Here is an 18,498-nt window from a genome sequence, read left to right as displayed (position 1 = left end):
CGCCCATGGAAATTGGGCCGACAGCGAGGCGGGTGCCCCGACGCTTGCGACCTTCAGGGGTGTCTCTCCTTGCCGCAGCCCTTATTGTATTGAGCGCGACAGGTTGCTCCAGCCAGGCGCCCTCGTCCAATCCGCACGACGAAGATCATTTCGCGGGCACGAACCCGCAGATCATCGGACGACATATCTATGCATGCGATGACGGCGCGAAAATCACCGTCGACTTCCTTGCCGATGGCCTGACTATCGAGATGCGCAGTTCGACCGGCGGAAAACCGGCGCGGCTTACGGCTCCGGGCCAAGGGCTGCGCTATATCGGCGATCGGATCACGGCCGACGCAACCGGCGGGCAGATGACGATCAACCGTCAGGGGTATGCTGCCCAAGCCTGTCGTCGGATCTAGGGCTCGCAGGAGAACGAAATATGCTGGCGCTGCAGTACACGCTCATCCCAGTGCTGGCCGTGATCCTGGGCTCGATATGGGCGAGTTGGCGTCAGCCGAGCGCCGGGTTCGTGAGTGCCATGCAGCATCTTGCCGCAGGCGTGGTGTTCGCAGCCGCCGCTGCGGAAATATTGCCGCAGGTCATGCACGAAGCGTCCCCCGTGGCGACCTTCATCGGCGGCGCGCTCGGCGTCTCCGTCATGCTGTCGCTCAAGGGACTGGAGGGGCGGACCAAGGGGCCGGTGGCGATGCTGGGTGCCATTGGTATCGACATCCTCATCGATGGACTGGTGCTCGGGCTGGCGTTTGTTGCGGGCGCCAAGGCGGGCCTCTTGCTGACGATCGCGCTCACGCTCGAGGTGCTGTTCCTCGGACTGACGGTGACAGCCGAGCTCGGGGAGACGGTCCGCTCAAGGCGCAAGGTGATCGCCATAACCGCCGCACTGGCACTGCTGCTTCCCGTCGGGGCGCTGGTCGCGACCCCGGTTGCGGCCTTTCCGCCGATCGTGATTGCGGGCTTCCTGAGTTTCGGACTCATGGCCCTGCTGTATCTGGTCACCGAGGAACTGTTGGTCGAGGCTCATGAGCGGCCCGACAGCCCGCTGATCAGCGCCATGTTCTTTGTCGGCTTCCTGGGCTTGCTGCTCATCGAGGAGATTATCGGCTAGGGCGATCCGCCGGCAAATCATCACTCGCACGCCATTCCGCGGGCGTGCGGGTTCAAGATGCCGACGCCGCATGTAGCCGGACCAACTTGGCCCGTAGTTTTGAGGACTGCGTGCCTGCTGCGCTCAAACCTCGAATTACCATGCAATTCATGTACGTTCTGGGAGGCAGAAGCTCTCGGTCGACGCAGGCACCCTGACCGCCTGTCACGTTGTATCGAGGAATAGCAGCAGCTATGTTGTTGAGATTGACTCGCAAGTTGGAGCGCGTGCCAGATTGGGAGATCGACCACGCGCTGACGCCGCTGGTCGCGCTACCCTGGAGGATGGACGTTCCCTTGCCCAATGAGCTCACAATATCGCGGCTCTGTTGCACTGGTCGAGATCTCTCGATCGACGGGCTTTGGGGCGCCCATTGCAGGAACGAGGTCCATCCCGAACGGTCAACGAGGCGGCTATGCCGAGGGAGCGCGTGAAGGACAGCGGCGCTTTACCTTTTCGCGGGCAACGCGGCGCTTCTGAACAGCGGAGCCTTGCGGTTTCCGGCGGCTCATCCCGTTCCGAGCCCATTGCGGACGAGGCTCTCGAGCGTCTGCTTGCCCTGCTGGAGACAGAATATGATTTGCTGCTCGTCAGGCTCAGCGGCGCGTTGCGATCGCCAGATGCCGCGGCGGAGGCGCTCCATGACGCCTATCTCAAGCTCGAGAGGGGCCCGGCCGTCGGAGAGATCAGAAATCCGCTCTCCTATCTCTATCGAATGGCAATCAATCTGGCGAAGAATCGGCGGCGTCATGAAATGCTGTTCACGCCTGCCGATGCCGCCGCAGTCGTCGATCTCACCGACGACGCGCCGGATCCCGAGCGCGCGGCAACCGCAAGGCTTGCTCTGGCACGGGTGCTCGACGCGCTCGAGACCCTGCCAGCGCAGCGGCGCGACATCTTCCTGGCGGCCTGGCGCGACGAGAAGACGCAGGTCGAGATCGCTGCCAAATTCGGGCTCCACAAGCGTACCGTCCAGAAGGAATTGGCTCGCGCTGAACGGTATCTGCGGACGGCTCTTTGTGGCGAGCCTTCCCGCGACTCTGCATCCGCTACCACTACGTCACGGTAGTGCCGGAGCACTCTGACCGCTGACCGCAACGCGCGGACGATGCGCAGGATTCGGGCCCCCGCGATCACGGGTTCTCCAAACACCTCCGTCTCCAAGAAATATTTTGAACAGGAAGGACCGCCTTTTCGTCTCGCCAAGTGTCAGGGACGACAGGGAGTATAGGGTCCTCACGCCGTGTCCTGACACGGGCGCCCTTTCCAGGCGCCTATGTCCCACGCGTGGCGACTATTGGGATCGGCGATCAGACCGCGTTCCGCGTCCGTAGCCTGCCCATTGTCCCTCCGGGGGTCGCGATGGCGGCAAGGCGCGGTTGAAGGCCGGCGAGTATCCCAACGCGCGCGTTTCGCGGCGGGGCGAGTGCGCGCCGTCTCTTCTGGCACAGACGGGAAGGCGCGAGCGCCGGACGGCCTATTCGCCCGCAGGGCCTCGCCTGGCGTCGTGGCAGGAGCGGCTGGCGAAGGAAACCATGAGCGCGAACCTCGGGGAAACCATTGCGATCTCCGACCTCGCGCGCGCTTGTCGGTTGTCGATGAGCTATTTCGTCCGGGCTTTCACCAACACGGTCGGGATCGCGCCGTACACCTGGTTTATCGGACAGAGGATTGTTCTCGCCAAGGACCTTCTGGCACAATCGCATTACCCGCTGGCAGAGATCGCGCTCGAATGCGGCTTTGTCGATCAAAGCCATTTCACCAACACCTTTGTCCGGCGAGTTGGTACAACGCCGCTTCAGTGGCGACGAGCGGCATGGGGTGATCGATCATTGCCAAGACGCACCCGTTCGAAATAGCATCGGCCACCAAAGGCGGCTGCCCCGGCCGCGACGCTTTTCCGTCACAAAGGAAGCTCATGAACGACACGACCGGCAGTACGCTTGATCTTCTCGCGCTCACGGCTGACATTGTTTCCGCGCACCTCGCCAACAACAGCGTCGCGGTCGGTGATCTTCCGGTTCTCATTGCCAATGTCCACGGCTCGCTCGCCGGCCTCGGCGCTGGGCCGGTACCAGTAGCGGAGGAACAGCAGAAGCCTGCGGTTTCCGTCCGCACATCGATCAAGCCGGACTTCATCGTCTGCCTTGAGGATGGAAAGAAGCTGAAGATGCTGAAGCGGCACCTCATGACCCATTATCAGCTGACGCCCGATGCCTATCGCGCGAAGTGGAATCTTCCAGCGGACTATCCGATGGTGGCGCCGAACTATGCTGAGCAGCGCAGGAGCCTTGCCAAGAAGATCGGTTTGGGCCGGAAACGGCGGGGGACGGGGCCGCTCCCCACGCCTGCGCCAGTAACGCCAGCGCCCAAGCGGCGCGGCCGGAAACCCAAGGCGACCGCATCCTGATCGCGGACCAGCTCGCAACCGCACTCAGACGGGAGTGGCAAGCCCATCGAAATAGAATGAGGGGTGGAAATCTCGTGTTCGAGCGCTTCACTCAGAAATCGACTTCGATTTCGTCCTCTTCCTCATTGTCATCCTCATCGCCTTCGTCGTCGTAGCTGCTACGCTCTTCGATTGCGTGCTCAACCTCGCCGAATTCATCTTCGTCGAGGTCGCGGAAAACGGATGGCAGTTGAGTGGCATCGAAGATGGAGATGTTTTGACCGATGAGTTCCTCGATTAACGTATTGCGCGGAACCAGAAAGATTCCCTCGGGCCACCCCCTTACCCGCCACTCGAGAAATAGCGGCCAGTAAGGGCCAGAGGCATCTTCGGCGATAATGAGATTTTCCGTCTCACCAAAAATTGCCTGATCGACAAGGCCTATTTGCGCGGCGGATAGCAATGCCACGATTGAGATAGCACCGCAGTTTTTCGAGATCTCTGAAGCGACGGAGAGCGGGATCGGAATGCCCAGGCGCAGGGCAGCATAGAGAGCCCAGCAGACCTCTCCATCGTTCCCGAGGCGGCCATGTCGGTCAAGCAGTGCAGCAAGGATACTGCCCCATGCTTGGATGTCGAGGTCACGTTTGGCGAGGTGTCGCCATACAATAATGCGTGCCACGAAATCGATGGTGTGCCCATAGTGGACTGCGGCACGCTTTAGGAATGGCTCGACCACCTCCCACTGCGCTGCGGGCAGATTGGATTTGTCCAAATAGCGCAGAGTGTACTTCAGAATGCCGTCGTCGCCGCCCGCTACTGTAAGCGCGAACGCATGCTCAAGTGCGGCGCGCAGACGCTCTGATACTCGCCTTGGAGGAGAAGCAAGCGCGAACTCAATTCGGGAAGCAACGTCGCTTGGCCAGCTATCGGAGAAGCGAAAGCTTTCAGAGTAAATGTGCGTCTTCGTCTCGTTGATGTCGAGCTCGAACGCTCGGATCGCCTCGCGATACTTGTAAAGTGCAGCCTCAGCTTCGGCGTGTGAGTTGGCGCCGATCCATACATCATCCACGTGGCGTAAGACCGCGCACCCGGCGGCCCCGCCACGTGCGACAAATTCCTGATCAATAGCGGTGCAGATCACTTCGGCAATGTAGCGGGAGGCGTCCGGCCCAACTGGAATTCCGATTGTCTGTCCATCTTGCCCAGCGCGAAGGATAAGATCTAGACGGTTCATAAAGAGGTTGGCGGAGTTCGCGCGCCGATCTGCTTTAGAAGCCGCCTTACCGTGAAAGGCCCATGGGATAGAGTGGGTGTAGATCGAATGATAAAATCGTGAGATGTCCGTCTTTGCGACGAAACGGTAAGGCGCGAGCCTCGCTAGCCGGGCCGACTCCAATTCCGAATGCGTTGCAATTTCTACGGCGCGCTCACCATCGGGCGTCACGCGGGGTACAGATAGGCTAAACTGACTTTGTTGAAAGAATCGAGTGAGTTCAATTTCCCGATTTGAAATGAACTCTGCTAAATCGTGGCCGGTTTCGGGATGCACGAGTGAAAAAACTCGCCGTGTCATTCCGCGCTTGGACGCATTGTAGGTAGCCGCGCGAACAGCATCGCGAGACTGGGAATACCAAGTGCGCTTTTGTGCTAGGTAAATACCAAGCGCTTCCGTCGTAAATGTCGGAGGAAGGTTCTCAGGAAGGTAACCCTTCCTCAATAGGTCGTCTTTGATCGGCATCCGTCAATCTACCCTGTCGCCGTCTACCTGCAAAGATCATGCATGTTTGTTATATATCTCGAAGCTTATTCGCCAATCGTACTTCAAGTTGTGGTCTGGTTATGCGCGAACGAACAATCAGATCCGGCCCGCGGGCCAGCGTAGCTCCGCCTAGAACGGTATCTCATCGTCAATATCGCCATCAAACTGCGGATCCGCCGGAGCGGCCGCCGGAGCAGCGATAGCAGCGACAGCGGCAAGCACATTCGTAGGCTCCGCCGCAATTAGCGCGCCACTCGCATTTGCAGGGGGCTGGGCTGAGGCCAGAGCAGCCCGAGCGCGCCGCGCTTTCCAGAAGCTCTGGAATTCTGGCCCCTTTGAGTCAGGCGGATATTCCGGCGGGTGGATGAACAGCGGAACAGGGGCAGGAATGTCAGGGCCAATCACGACAGCTTCACCCGGCGCCAGCATCGGAACAAACTGGGCCGCGCCGCGATCGAGGTCACCGCAGGCCCGCTCGACCGTTTCACGGTCCTGATCGTTGGTCAGGCGATGGACAAACAACGTCCCGAGTTGGCTCATGACATCCTGCGGGATGTCGCGCGGGCGCTGAGTGGCGAGAACGCATGTCAGGCCATATTTGCGGCCTTCCTTGGCGATCAAACCAAAGGAATCTAATTTCACCGCGCTATAATCGTCACCGACCGAGCGTCCGAGAAACTGATGCGCCTCGTCGAGGAAAACGACGAGCGGCGATGTCCTGAACGCGCCGCCACGCGCCTCAGCTAGCAGGAAGCGGCCGATCACGTTGAGCAGGATCTCGCGCGTATTGTGCTCGAACCGCACATCCTTGAACGAGATGACCGCGATATCCCGGCTGTCATTCGCCAGGAATGCACGGAGCTCGGCGACGAGGGACGTACCGCGCGTTCGGAAAATGCACTCGAGTTCGCGTGATGCGAGGAGGGTGTTGATCCGCGCAATCAAGGATTCACAATAGCCTAGTGAATTCTGATCAGTATTGCCGAACGCACCGGCATTGTTCTGCGCGCTGCCCCAGACGCACTCATTCTTCACCTGTTCGGCAAGGTTCGTGATGTCGAACTCGCACGCCGGATCATGCAGCTGGGCGGCATGCGCGTGGAGTGCGTTGAAATAAGGCGCCCGCTGCCGCCCTGCCTTCTCGATCAGGCCGTTATTGATGATCAAGCCCTGAGGCACCGCCGCGCCGACCGCCGCGACGAGCTTGAGACTCTTGATCGCCTCTCGTAGCCGCGGACCCTGACTCTGACCCGATGGCCGGAACAGCGAGAACAGATCATCCTCGGTGACCTGGCGATAGGGGAAGTGGACCAACTTCGCTGCGCCGACGGGTGCATCGAAGACGAAGACATCGTCGACGTTGCCCATGTCGGCGAACTCGCCGGTGGGATCGAGGACGATCGCGCGGCCACCGGCTTTCTTGAGCTGTTGCACCAGCGTGGCGACCGTCCAGCTTTTACCGCCGCCGGTGGCACCGAACACACCGCAGTGCCGCCCGAAGATTTTCTCCGGCGGCAGGCAGACATCGACGCCATCGGCGGCATCGATCCGGCCAATGCTCAACGTCAGCTCATCTTCATTCGCGACGGCATTGCGGATAAGCGTGGCTAGCTGACTCGGCTCGGCCAGATACACCCCGTCGCCGATCCTCGGAAAATCCGGCAGGCCGCGCCGCAGCTTGTTCGAGCGTTGCTCGACCGCGGCGAGGAGCTGCACGCGGCCGATCGGGTTGGTGACCGCCGTCTTCCCGAGCGACGGCTCAACCGTGAGCCTCTCGGAATCGGGTATTTTCGTCTCGACGATCCTGCCCAGGATCTGAAACCGCTCGCAGTCGACGAACACGAAATCGCCGACCGCGCCCAGCGAAAGCCCGCGCCGCTCCGGGACCGCTGCAGCGTTGGGCAGATTCACATGCACATAAGAGGCCGTCACCTGTGTGATTGTGCCGATGTAGCGATCGGGATTGATCGGATTGACGCGCGTCACGCCTTGACGTCCATGCCGTCTCTGAGCGTGCGGACACGCTGCATATGCCGTTCACGATCAGTCTCGCCGATCAGATCTGGCATGGCCGAGACTAAGTCCTGGAACCGACCGTTGATCAGATGGATTCGCGCGTCGCCGCCGGTCACCATGCGGTTGAATGCCGCAAGGAATTGGTTCTTGGGCTCCGCCACCGTCGTCAGCGACTGATCTCCTCCGTCCAGATCGGCTGAGGGGATGAAGGCGGGATCGCAGATCACCAGCCGAAGCGACATATTGGCTTCCACAGCCGACAGGATCGGCCGGCTGATATGATCGTCGTTGAACCCGAATCCCGATATCAGCACCGCCGTGTCGGGCTCGCGCAGCGCCGCCTGAAACGCGCCAATCATGTCGAGATAGGGCGCTTCGAAGCTTTCCTGATATTTGCTTGAGCGGGGATAGATGAGGACCGGATTACCCTCGGGGCCGCGTGAGCGGAAAATGTCCGATGCCTGCCTGCGCCAGTCGAGCGAGCCGTGCAGTTTGTAGAGATGGAAGACATTCTCGATATAGTCGGGCGCGTCGCGCTGGCCCGAACGGCGGACAATGTCGAACTCAAAGTGGCTGCGGTCGTAGACCTGATCGAGGCCGTGCGAGAAACCGTCGATGATGGTGAAACGATGCCGGCGGGCTGCTTCCTCGAAGCAGAGATCATAGTTGGTCGTGAACAGCTTCGAGCGCGCCTTACGAACGCCGCGACGACCGATTTTCTGGATGAGGCCAGCGTGCGCGTCGAGATTGGTGATCCGATCGACGAAGTCGACACGGGCGAGGATTGCCTTCTCGGCCGCCTTCACGAACCCGTCGATTCTCTGATAGGTTGCATCCTCCACGGCCGTCTCGTGCAGTTCGAGATAGAGTTTGCAGAGCGTCAGCAGCCGTTCGATATTATCCTCGATCTTGGCGCTGGCGAACGTATCGCACACAGCCTTGAAGGCTTCAGCGCCGACCTTCGCTTCCACGGCTTTCCACACATCCCACATGCCGGCCGGCGTGAGCTTGTCAGCCGGGTTGGATGCGGCGAACGATGATCCCGTTCCGGTCAGAACGACGACGTTCGTGGCATTGAGCACGTTCAGGAGACTGCTTTCAATTGCGCGCTGCGTGCCTGGCTCCTCGACGCGGTCGCCTTCCGCGTTCATCTTGTCCTTAAACGCACGCCAGCCATCGCCGGGGACGAACAGCCGCAGCTGTGCCGCGTCGGCAACCTTGTCATTCCAATATGTCATTCGCCCCCAAACCATCCCTTTTCTGCTCGTCTCGGCTCTAGCATCTTTTAGAATGCCCGACAGCCATGAACTCGGGCTCGTGCAGTGGACGATGATTATGCTCGGGGATTATGGTTGGGCCTGCGGCGTCTGCTTTTTCACCTACAGTTGCCCTGCAGACAGTCGAGAATTCCCAGAGCCGGTCGTTCGCACAACCCTCGTTCGGACGATTGATCGTGATGAACGAAGGCGGCTTCGAACGTGACCGATGTCGAGCTGGACGATAGGAAAGCAAAGCGGTCGATCACCACAGGCGGCTCCTGCCGTAACGGGCCAGCCCGGACGCGGGCCTTTAGGGATCTGCCGGGTGGGTACTGTCGCGTCAGGACTGCAGTCACCACGGTCACGACTGATCACAATGCTGCGCGTAGCTCAGCGATGCGCGCGGTGCAGACCTCATGGACGAGCGCGCCTAGCTCTTCGACACGTTCGGCAAGCCAGGATAATTCCTCCTCAGTAATACGGTAATGTTTTGAGAAGCGCGCCTTCACATATGCATCCCTCAGCTTGATGAACTGAGCCTTTTGCTGCCGTGTTTCTCTCGGCCATGCGTGGATAAGGCGTGCCGAGGTACGCTCTGCCTGCGTTCGCAGGAACTTCAGATTGTGGACGTGCGGGGTATAGAAATTCATCACCAACAGCACGCAATGGTAGAGCCGTTCGCAGGCCTGATTGAGAGTGAAGGCGGCATCTCGATACGCCTTCTGGGAAAGGAAGAAGTGGTATCCCTTCTGCGCATCTGTCGCCGCGGAAAACCAGTCATCGAAATATTCCTGGGCCAATTCGTAGGCTTGTTCCGGCGTCTTGGGTTTTGGCAGGAGAAGCTCCGTATCGTCGACCTCATAGAGCACAATTCCGTCGCGCCTGACGTCGATGAAGAAGGATCGACCGTGAGCGAGGCCATCATTCACCTCCTGCAGGGTGTGGATGATGAAGTTTACCGGCGTCTTCAAATTCTGGGTGATCGTTCGTTCACGGTCGAGGCGTTCGTCTGCCTTCTCCCAGTAATCAAACCGATCGGTCAGTTCCTTCTGATTGACGATAATCAACAGGTCGAAATCCGACTGATATCCTTTCGCCGTGTGCGGTTCATCGACCCAGCCGCCCCGTGCGTATGAACCATAAAGGATGATTTTCAGGATGCGGCCGAGCTTGCGCTGCCCATCCGGCTTGCCGTGCGCGTCTTCGAATTCTTCAAACAGAATCTGAACCACGCGATCGAGCTCGCGTCGCTTCGCTAGTGGGAGATGATCGAGTTCTATTCGCATGGTGATCCTGATTCTAGCTCTTGGCGACTATGCCGCATTCCTCCGGTGTCGCATCATGGTTCGATATATTGCTTGCCGAAATGCTCGGCGAGTTGTGTCGCCTGTGCTGGTGTTATGGGTATCTTCCGGATCGCGGTCTCGGCGATGGCGTCCGATGCCCGATCGAAAAGGGCGACACAGCGCTGATTGTCGAAGCGCGACGTGTAGAGGATGCCATCGGCAATGGTCGTGGCATAAACCTCTGCACTTACCGCCCAGGTCTTCTTGTATGCATCGCCGTGCAGGTCCGTGAAGGACAGGCCATGCGCCGACACGCCGGCATCGACCAAGGGATAGAGTTTGAGCGCTCTGGTGGTTTCAAGTTCGCTGCGGACACGCGCTTCGACCGCGCTGGACAACACATAGGAAACCGCGGGCAAGCGGACCAAGGTCTCTCCAAAGGCCGTCTCGAGCGATCGCGCCGCGTAAAGCACCTTGTAGCTGCCGTCCGGAGAATCATATCGGAACTCGGGGGGAGCCCCCGCTGGACCGAAGAATATCGGATCATGGGCGGTGCGGTGGATGCGATGCAGGCGCACCCCGGCATCGATCCGCCGCAGTCGAACTCCTGCCACGGGCGGCTAGGCCGACCAGCTTGAGGCCAACGCGACAAGCTGGCGCAGCGCCCCGGCATCCGGTCGCTTGGCCAGCAGTTGCAACACCGTCTCGGATCGCTCGCCATATCCGTCGAGCGGTGTCGTCAACAGCATGAGCTGCTCCCATGGGTTCATATCGCCGAGTGCTTCCAGTACGAGCTTGAGATTGCTGACCGTCTCGCCGTCCACGAACTGGGCGGCCGGATAACGAGTCTCGGTCCCATAGGGCACGCCCAAGATCTGGCGGCGCTGGCGTTGCTTGTCGATGGCAGCCGCGCTCACGCCAAGCATCGTGGCAACATGCGCGCGATCGAGCATCCCACCCGCTCGATCCGCCATTTCCTCGCGGAACCTAGCGGTCTTGTCGCGCGCAGCCTTGATGGCATCCATATCGGAAGGTGAGTCTGGCGCGATATCCCTGCGCGCCACGCTGAGCGCGTGCCGCGCGTCGGCGTCGCTACCGACAATATCGGCCAATGTATCTTCGCTGGCAGACTCGACGGCCTTTGCGATAGCCTTGGTCAGCACTTCAAGCGCCCGGCGACGGAGCGTATCATTCGCCCCAACTGACGCCGTAAGGCGCGATCGGGAGACTGGGCGACGTGCCGGTATGGGTGCGGTAGTGGCCATATCTGTCCTTCCTGTCTTCCATATAACAATAGATGACAGGTGGGACAAGTGCATTGGCTCAGCCATGGCTGGCCACGCGAGCGCATTGCATCGACCAGATATCCGGAGGGGAGGGAGCGGTCGTGGCTTGAGGAGGTTGGCTATGCGCCACGAATTTTTCCCATCGAATCCAGATCGGCGATTCCAAAAGCGTGCGGATTTTGCTATAGTCGTCATGCACAGGAACGCGGATCAAATGTCGCCAGATTCTGCCACGAATACGGATGAACCAGTCGTCCCGGCCGAGGAGCGGGTTCGACCGCGCGCCTCGGACTATCTGTGGCGGCCGTGGTACGCGAAGCTTTGGTGGGCTGCGATCCCGATCTATTGGGCCGGGATGGCAGCGTCCTTGAAGGTTCCACCACTGCAGGACTTCTACGCAAGCGCGCTCGCCGGATATTTCAACGTCTTGTTCTTCCCGATGACCGCGCTGATGGTGTTGGGCGTTGGATATGCGCGCGTCGTCCTCGATCGCTTGGCAGAGGAATCCGTTCCCGGCGAGCCAAGTGATCATGACTTCCGACCAAGGCGTCGAGTTGGAGCGCCACCTCCGGGCTTCGATCCACTGGATCCCCGCTCTGGCGCGCTTTGGAGCGGCAACCCATTGAATATTTTGAGGCAATATCCGCGCCACTAACGCTTCTTGAATTCGGAATCGCCATCGAACGGTCCATGAGCCAGGTCGTTGGAAAAGCGGCCGCTACCAAGCACCGACGATTGCTCAATCGACGTTAGCGGTCCAGTCAGGTCAGCCGTTCCGCGGCCTGAATCAGCTTCCCCAAGATAGCGATTCCGAAGCCCCTCTGGCCCCAAAATCCGGCCGGACAACGTGTCGGTGAAAGTCTGCTCCGGATTTGGGCTGCGCGCTGCGGCGCGCTCTGCCTCCGAAATCGCATTCCGAACATCATAGTTTATGATATCGAGATTGGCCTGAGCCGTTTCACTCGTGGCCCCCGTATCGGTGCTGCTGAACCCTAATTCGCCTCCGATCTTCCCTGATGTTGTTTTTGCTGTTTTTCCCTGGCCACCGCGACCGCCCGATGTTTGTGTCGTGTCGACACTCCCACCAATCTGGGCACCAACCGTCGTTCCCATGATCGTTTGGTCCTGAGCGCTCCGCGTAACGGACCGCTGCCAACCGGTCTGAGCGATCACGGCCTGAACATCACGCTGAAGCGTGTCGGCAACCTGCGGCTTCAGCCGCCAATCGCCCTTTCGGTCCATCTCGAACCCGCCTTGCAACCAGTTGGCCATGGCGTTGTGCCCTTCCTCGCCACCGCCCATGAAATGCTCGATCGTATCTGGTCCGGCTTGTTTGCCTGCCTCGAACCGGGTGCTGGTGTCATTGCGCGCGGATTGCTGAAACCCGGCGCTGCTGGATACGAGCAGGTCATTCTCGGCAAAGCTGAAGCGGGCATGACCTCCCTGCGCAAGCGCACCAAACTGACTGTCGTTGATGAGCCCGGCACGGAGCAACTGACCTGCCTGATCCGCGGTCAGGTTCATCGCGAGATCGCCATTTTGCGCCATCGCCAGCTCGCGCTTCGACATGGTGATGCCGTGGCCGCGTAGCAGCCCCTGCATTCGGCTGAGCCGCTCGTTCTCGACGATGCGCGACATGCGTTCGTTACCGGCGCGATCGGCGATACCGGCGGCGCCGCCTTCCGCCATATCGACCTGATTGCCGGCCGTTCGGCTCAGCGCCTGGATGAAGCTGTCGAGGCGCGCAGCCTCGCGCGTCGAGACGCCGGCCGCTGCGGCACCTTCGGCAAACCCGAAATTATCGGACTGCCGGCGCTGCTCCCCGATCCGCGCCGCCGCGCGCGTGCCGCCGGTTCCCACCTCGCGTTGCGCGTCGAGCTTGCCCGAGCGCTCCGCGAAGTCAAAGCCAGCGGCCTCGCGTGTCCGGCCATAGACACTGGTGCCCTCACGGCCTGCCTCGGCCGTTGCGCCGTCAGCGGTGCCGACCTGGGTTGCGGCATTGTAGGTTTCGAGGGCCTGAAGCACCTGCGCCTCGTTGCGGCCGGTGGCGCGGGAGAGTTGGGAGATGGCGGAGCTGCGGGCTTCGCCGGAAAGCGCGTTGACGAAGCCGATGCGGCGCGCGGTCTCCTGCGGGGAGAGGCCGAGCATCTGCGCGGCGTCGCGTTGACCCTGGTTCGTGCCGGAGCGCAGCGCCTGCTCGGTTGCAACATTTCCGCGCTCGAGGCCTGCGACATTGTCTCCGGCGAAGTCCCTCCGACCTTCCATAGCGCCGACATGGACCTGGGCCGACGTCAGATCGTTGGCGAGCATCTGTTCCTGGTCATAGGTATTGGCAATCAGCTTGGCGAAGGTCGGATCGGATTGCGCCTCGCCGATCACGCCCGACGCCTTCAACTCGGCATCCTTCGCCGAATAACCGCCCCGCTCGAAATGCCGCGTCGCCGCCTGCATCATCATACCGTAGGCGCGCTGGTCGCCGAACGCGCGCCATTGGACCAGATTCTGCGCAAATGCGCCGAACGCCTTCTCGCCCGCCTCGCCGCCGCCGAAATAATTGGTGCCAAGACGCCGGAGCGAGTCCTTCTCCGCGAACTGGTGGATCGCGCTGGTTGCGGCATTGGCCTGGACCGCGCGCGCTACCTGCGGGTCGCCCAGGTCGCGACCGTTCAACGCGGGCGCCAAGCTGCCCATCTGCCGAGCACCCTCGATGCCGCCGAGCGCGAACGCCGTGCCTCCGGCCGTGCCGGGCCGCTCCCCGAGGATTCGGTTGGCTTCGCCGAAGGCGCGGTTGGTGCCGAAGGTGGAACGCTCGCCGAAATCCCCGAAGCTCGTGGCCGCACCAGCCCGAGCGCGGGTGCCGGAGGCCGACGCCTGGCTCTCAAGCGCCGACGCATAGCCCTCGGTCGTTGCCATGGGAGCCGCCGCAGCGGTGCCCTGGCCGGCGACGCCAAGCGCACCGCTCGTGAAGGACGTGAAAACATTGCCGGAGAACCGGAACACGGTGAACACGAACGCGCCGGCGAGGCCCGCTGCCGCCGTGCGGAAACTGCCGAAGATCGCCAGGGCCTTCATCGAAGCTGAAGGCGCCAGCAGCCAGGCATTGGCGCCGAGCGCGTTCGACCGCATTTCCTCGAGTACATCGGCGGCGCGGCCGAGCGTCAGCTGGTAGATGCCAGCATCGATAACGCCCCAAAGCGCGACGAACACGAACAGGCCGAGCGCGAAGCTTGCGACCCGCAGGTTGATCGGCGTCAGGATGAACAGCAACGCGACCGGGATCATGAACAGCATGATCCCGAACACGGTCGCGCGGATCGTCGGCATCCATTCGTTGGCGACCGACATCGTCGCGAGCCCGTTCGAGACGACAGCGCGATTGGCCATGACACGCGCGGCCGTTGCGGGCGAATCCTCAAACAGCACGTCGCCCACGGTGTTGCCGAGCAGTATGTGGGTCATCAGCGTCTGCGTGGTGAGCGGGCGACCGAGCATCATCTGTCCCATCTCGCCCAGTTGCTCGCGGCATCGCGCGAGCTGTTGGGCGTTGCCGGTATCGAACCCGGTCCGCGCGCAAACCTGGCGGCTATAGCCCTCGAACAGGGCCGGGTCGGACAGTCGATCCGAGATATGCACCCAGGCGTCGGTGCAGCTCACCGTCGTGCCGCCCTTGTCGGACTCCGTATAGACCGTCGAGAAGGTCGCCGGTCCTGCCATCGCCGCAAAGGCAGCCGGAAGGTCGGTGGTCGTGCGGAACAGCTTATCATCATCGACGCCATAGGCAGCCGAAACGCGCGCTACGGGATAGCATTGGCGGACATAGTCCTTGATCGTCGCGTCGAGGAAGGTGTCGGTCATGGGACCGCGTGGACTGACGGCGTTGAGGAAAAGATCGAACGAATGACCGCCGGCGCCGAACTCGATCTTGGCATCCGGATCGAGCGTATTGTCGTCGATCGTCTCGACCAGCGCACGCTCGATCATGTTGGTCGCGCCCGCCACCAGCACCAGCAAGACCGGCACGTCGCCGACCGGCTGATAAGCATTGCGGACGCGGTCATAGACATGGACCGTCCCGGTGGTGGCGACGAGCCCGACGAACAGCCCGACGCCGATGAGGATCTGGAAGCCGAACGCGACCAGTCCCATGCCGGAACCGCGGACGCTGGCGAGCAGCGCGCCCAGGCCGATGCCGACAGTCGCGACGATTAGCACCAACGTCTCATAACGCGGGTCGGCGAAGATCATCGAGACCAGGCGGAACGCATCGACGGTCTCGGCAAAGCCGTCATAGGTGTGGAAGCTGGTATCGACCGCCAGCGCCGGGGTCGCGGCAAGCAGCGCGGGCAGGGAGGCGAGAGCCTTGGTGAGGCGGCGCACGGCGATCTCCTCGGCTATTGGTTGCGTGCGGCGGCGGCGCCGGCGGCATCGCGCGCATCGCGGTCGCGCTGGCGGATCAGGCCCGCATAGTTGGCGGAGAGGTTCGCCTGGTCGAGCGCCGCCATATAACTCTGGCGCATCTGCGCGCGCTGACGAAGCACCTCATCGCGCAGGTCGCGCAGCTGCTCGATCCCTTTGACGAGAATCCGCGTCTGGCAAATATTGGCGCTATTGCCGTCCGCTGCACCCGCCGCGCTGGCGCCCCGCTCTGCGTTGCTCACGGCGAAGTCGATGGAGCGCGTGAGATCGTTGAGCATCTGATACGCGAGGGTCAGCGCCACCAGCTCATCGGTGTCGCCAATGACCGAGTCCACCACGCCCTGCCGAACGCCCCATTCCAGCATGCGATAAACCGGCAGCGTCCGGACATTGGCGACGAACTGCCGCTCCTCGGCGGAGAGCGCCGCGCGGGTGCGAATCTTGGTGGCGATCGACTGCATCCGCTCGCGCGCAAGGACCAGCGCGCCGCGGCCGGGGCCATCCTGCGAACAATCGGCGCCGGTCGGCGGCACGTTCAATGTTCGCTTCTGCACGCGTCCGGTCAAGAAATCCTGCGCACTTTCGGTGTCTTGTGCAGGGCATTGGGGAATGGCTGTGAACAGCGGAACTTTGTCCGCGGGGTCCCAGCGCATATAGACGTCGCCGACCCTGGCGCGCATGACGCTCGCCCAGTCGCCCGCGCCGACGCGGGTGGCGGCATGGCTGAGGAGCGAACCGGTGCGGAAGATCTCGGTCACTTCGGCCGGGCAGTTGGTCAGAGAATCGCGCAGATCCTCGGTCGGATTGTTGTTGTTCGCCTCGATCCGCTCGCGGCTCTGCTGATAGCTCTTCGAGAAGCCTTGCTTGACCGAGCGATAGCCAGTCATCTCCTCGATGATGCCGGACATATTATCGTCGCCCTTGGCGATCTGGACCATGCGATTGGCGAGCCGGCAGTCGTTGACCTGGATCGAATTGAGGAAGTTGGTCGCCGCCTCCATCTTCGAGATGATATTGCCCATCTTCTCGTCGAGCGTTTCGAGCAGATACTGGAACGCGACGGCGGGCGCGGCCTGGAGGATGCTCTCCAGCTTCTGGACCAGATAATCGGGATCGAGAAACGACATGCCGCCCAGGAACATGTCGATGCCGCCGCAGCCGGCCTTCACCTTGGGCAACGTCACCGACATCAGATAGTCGTTGTGGACATCGACCCGGCCTGACATCCCGCCGGCCGTCACATAGCCGCGGGTCTGATCCTCGAAGCTGCCGGGGCTCGTATAGGTGACGTTGTCGAACCAGCTCTCGGCCCAACTTTGCGCGCTCGCCGGCGCGGCGCTCGCGCCGATCGCGAGGATCAGCCCCGTGAAGAGGATGCGGACGCGGGCAAACGCTAGAAACATGGCGGGCTCCTGTTGAGATCGAAGGGGAGGGGAGGTGCTGCGCCCGCCATTGCTCAGCGCCTTCCCTGTGACCGTGTCGGCACCCCGACGATGCCGGTGAATTTGGACATCGCGCGCACGCCCACTGCGGGCCGGACGCCCGTCAGCATCTTCGCCGCCAGATAGAGATTGCGCGCGAGATTGGGTCCGTGATCGGTTCCGACCGCGATCGGCACGACGCGGCCTGCGTCGGCGATCGGCCGTGCCCAGGCGACCGGGTTCCCCACCCAGGGCAGGCCCAGCCGTCCTGAGCGGATCATCGCTTCCTGGGCGCTGATCGTTCGGACCTGCCAGCCATAGCGCTGTCCGAGCGTGGTGAGCTTGGTCCAGAGATCGCCACATGGAACGCAACCCGGGCTCGTGGTCATCTCGATGACGAACGCGGGTCCCTGGCCACGCAGCGTGGCGTTGAAATCGTCCGGGAAATCACGCGTCACCGGAACCCGCGACAACCAGGCCTGCATGGTATTGCTGTCCGCGACCGGATGGATCGCGGCCCGCATGGCCTGCTCGCGCGTAACGGTCTGGGCAGCCGCAGCCGGCCCGGTGGCGATGACGATCCCGGGGATGCCGATCAGGGCGGCGAGCCGGATCATCGATCCGGCCCCACGCTGGCCTCGACGAGATCGCCACCCAAGGCCCGCGGGTCGGTCGCCGAGACCGGTCCATTGCCGAGCGCGTCGAAAAATCCGTCATCCTCGCCAGGACCGGTCAGGAACTGTTCGGGGCGAATGTCGCCGCGCAGCAGCCGCACTGCCTGATAGGCCATCTGCGCTAGATTGGGGTACGCCTCGACGCCGCTCGCAATCACCATGCGCTGCGGGCTGCCGCGGCGGATGACCATAGTCGTCGGCGTGATCTCGACACCGAACCGCTGCCCGACCTCGGGCCGCTTGCCGACGTCCATCAACGTGACCTGCCAGCCCATCTCCTCCTGGAAACGCTGGACGATGGGCCATTGGACGCGGCAATAGCCGCAGGTCGATCGCGAGAACATGACCAGCGCGAACTCGCCCGCATGCGCCCGAAGATAAGCACGGCGGATCGCGTCCTTTTCCGCGGTGAGTTCGGCGCGGGCATCGCCGACCATCGGGTTGGCCGACTTCGAATTAAGCTCGGGATGCTGGAGCATCGCCAGTTGTGTGACGCCGGCGAATGCCCGTGCCTTGCGCCGCGCAAAGTCCTGCAGCCGCCAGAAGTCGGCGACCGCGTCGACCGTCAGCACGGTCGCGGCATAATCGCGCTGCTGCTCGATCAGCTTGCGGATCTTGGGCGGGGTCCAGGTCGCGAGTTCCGCCATCGGTGGGATGGAGGGCTTGTCCAGCGCGTCCGGGTCATCCGGCGGCGGCGAGGCCGGTTTGGGCGCTTCGTACCACCAATAGCCCTGCTTGAGTGTCGGGCGCGGCGCGGGCGTGGCGGCAGAGCTTTGCGCAAGCGCGGCCGTGGCTGAGAGCAGACCCATGGCAGTCGCCACGATGATGCGAGTGTGGCG

General features: G+C 62.0%; 16 protein-coding genes. 6 read left to right on the top strand and 10 right to left on the bottom strand.

Features of this window, described 5'->3' with window-relative positions; translation table 11 throughout:
• The first annotated feature begins 59 nt into the window (after positions 1–59).
• The 5 genes from ACFB49_RS14460 to ACFB49_RS14440 all read left to right on the top strand — a co-directional run bounded on the left by ACFB49_RS14460 (position 60) and on the right by ACFB49_RS14440 (position 3,560).
• Positions 60–404, top strand: a complete 345-nt coding sequence (locus tag ACFB49_RS14460) for a hypothetical protein (protein WP_380871925.1) — start codon at positions 60–62, stop codon at positions 402–404.
• A 20-nt stretch (positions 405–424) separates the two neighbouring features.
• On the top strand, positions 425–1,111 hold the full coding sequence (locus ACFB49_RS14455) for a ZIP family metal transporter (protein WP_225011152.1): 687 nt from the start codon (positions 425–427) through the stop codon (positions 1,109–1,111).
• Positions 1,112–1,580: 469 nt separating this feature from the next.
• Positions 1,581–2,219, top strand: a complete 639-nt coding sequence (locus ACFB49_RS14450) for an RNA polymerase sigma factor (RefSeq protein WP_380871924.1) — start codon at positions 1,581–1,583, stop codon at positions 2,217–2,219.
• Between the two features lie 310 nt (positions 2,220–2,529).
• Positions 2,530–3,009, top strand: coding sequence for a helix-turn-helix domain-containing protein (locus ACFB49_RS14445; RefSeq protein WP_380871923.1), 480 nt, complete (start codon positions 2,530–2,532; stop codon positions 3,007–3,009).
• Positions 3,010–3,068: 59 nt separating this feature from the next.
• The gene (locus ACFB49_RS14440) at positions 3,069–3,560 is read left to right on the top strand and encodes a MucR family transcriptional regulator (RefSeq protein ID WP_380871922.1); all 492 of its coding nucleotides are present in this window, start codon (positions 3,069–3,071) and stop codon (positions 3,558–3,560) included.
• A 91-nt stretch (positions 3,561–3,651) separates the two neighbouring features.
• Here the strand turns inward: ACFB49_RS14440 and ACFB49_RS14435 are convergent, their stop codons facing one another.
• The 6 genes from ACFB49_RS14435 to ACFB49_RS14410 form a co-directional block, all read right to left on the bottom strand.
• On the bottom strand, positions 3,652–5,280 hold the full coding sequence (locus ACFB49_RS14435; protein WP_380871921.1) for an RNA-directed DNA polymerase: 1,629 nt from the start codon (positions 5,278–5,280) through the stop codon (positions 3,652–3,654).
• Positions 5,281–5,430: 150 nt separating this feature from the next.
• Entirely contained in the window at positions 5,431–7,143 is a 1,713-nt protein-coding gene (locus ACFB49_RS14430; protein WP_380871920.1) for an ATP-binding protein, read from the bottom strand.
• A 140-nt stretch (positions 7,144–7,283) separates the two neighbouring features.
• Positions 7,284–8,555 carry an SIR2 family protein gene (locus ACFB49_RS14425; RefSeq protein WP_380871919.1) on the bottom strand — a complete coding sequence of 424 codons (1,272 nt, stop codon included), beginning with the start codon at positions 8,553–8,555 and terminating at the stop codon, positions 7,284–7,286.
• Positions 8,556–8,947: 392 nt separating this feature from the next.
• Positions 8,948–9,862: a nucleotidyltransferase gene (locus tag ACFB49_RS14420; protein ID WP_380871917.1), complete on the bottom strand. Its 915-nt coding sequence runs from the start codon at positions 9,860–9,862 to the stop codon at positions 8,948–8,950.
• A 53-nt stretch (positions 9,863–9,915) separates the two neighbouring features.
• Complete coding sequence (locus ACFB49_RS14415) at positions 9,916–10,476, bottom strand: RES family NAD+ phosphorylase (protein ID WP_380871916.1); 561 nt, start codon at positions 10,474–10,476, stop codon at positions 9,916–9,918.
• Positions 10,477–10,482: 6 nt separating this feature from the next.
• A complete protein-coding gene (locus ACFB49_RS14410) occupies positions 10,483–11,025 on the bottom strand; it encodes a hypothetical protein (protein WP_380871915.1) in 543 nt (180 codons plus the stop codon).
• 244 nt (positions 11,026–11,269) lie between these two features.
• Between ACFB49_RS14410 and ACFB49_RS14405 the strand changes: the two genes are divergently transcribed.
• The gene (locus ACFB49_RS14405) at positions 11,270–11,803 is read left to right on the top strand and encodes a hypothetical protein (protein WP_380871914.1); all 534 of its coding nucleotides are present in this window, start codon (positions 11,270–11,272) and stop codon (positions 11,801–11,803) included.
• On the opposite strand, the gene ACFB49_RS14400 is transcribed toward ACFB49_RS14405, so the two are convergent.
• Genes ACFB49_RS14400 through ACFB49_RS14385 form a run of 4 tightly spaced genes read right to left on the bottom strand, consistent with a single transcriptional unit; the run spans position 11,800 to position 18,468 of the window.
• Complete coding sequence (locus ACFB49_RS14400) at positions 11,800–15,525, bottom strand: conjugal transfer protein TraG N-terminal domain-containing protein (protein ID WP_380871913.1); 3,726 nt, start codon at positions 15,523–15,525, stop codon at positions 11,800–11,802. The two genes, ACFB49_RS14405 and ACFB49_RS14400, sit on opposite strands and share 4 nt — an antisense overlap.
• A 14-nt stretch (positions 15,526–15,539) precedes the next feature.
• Positions 15,540–16,967 carry a conjugal transfer protein TraH gene (locus ACFB49_RS14395; RefSeq protein ID WP_380871912.1) on the bottom strand — a complete coding sequence of 476 codons (1,428 nt, stop codon included), beginning with the start codon at positions 16,965–16,967 and terminating at the stop codon, positions 15,540–15,542.
• Positions 16,968–17,020: 53 nt separating this feature from the next.
• Complete coding sequence (locus ACFB49_RS14390) at positions 17,021–17,602, bottom strand: hypothetical protein (protein WP_380871911.1); 582 nt, start codon at positions 17,600–17,602, stop codon at positions 17,021–17,023.
• Positions 17,599–18,468 carry a conjugal transfer protein TraF gene (locus ACFB49_RS14385; protein WP_380871910.1) on the bottom strand — a complete coding sequence of 290 codons (870 nt, stop codon included), beginning with the start codon at positions 18,466–18,468 and terminating at the stop codon, positions 17,599–17,601. The genes ACFB49_RS14390 and ACFB49_RS14385 overlap by 4 nt, the downstream gene beginning before the upstream one ends.
• Positions 18,469–18,498 lie beyond the last annotated feature (30 nt).

Origin of the sequence: Sphingomonas sp. DBB INV C78 (genome assembly GCF_042693015.1) — a bacterium.
GTDB lineage: Bacteria > Pseudomonadota > Alphaproteobacteria > Sphingomonadales > Sphingomonadaceae > Sphingomonas_E.
The sequence above is the reverse complement of the archived record's forward strand: the minus strand, read 5'-3'. Positions and strand labels throughout refer to the sequence as shown.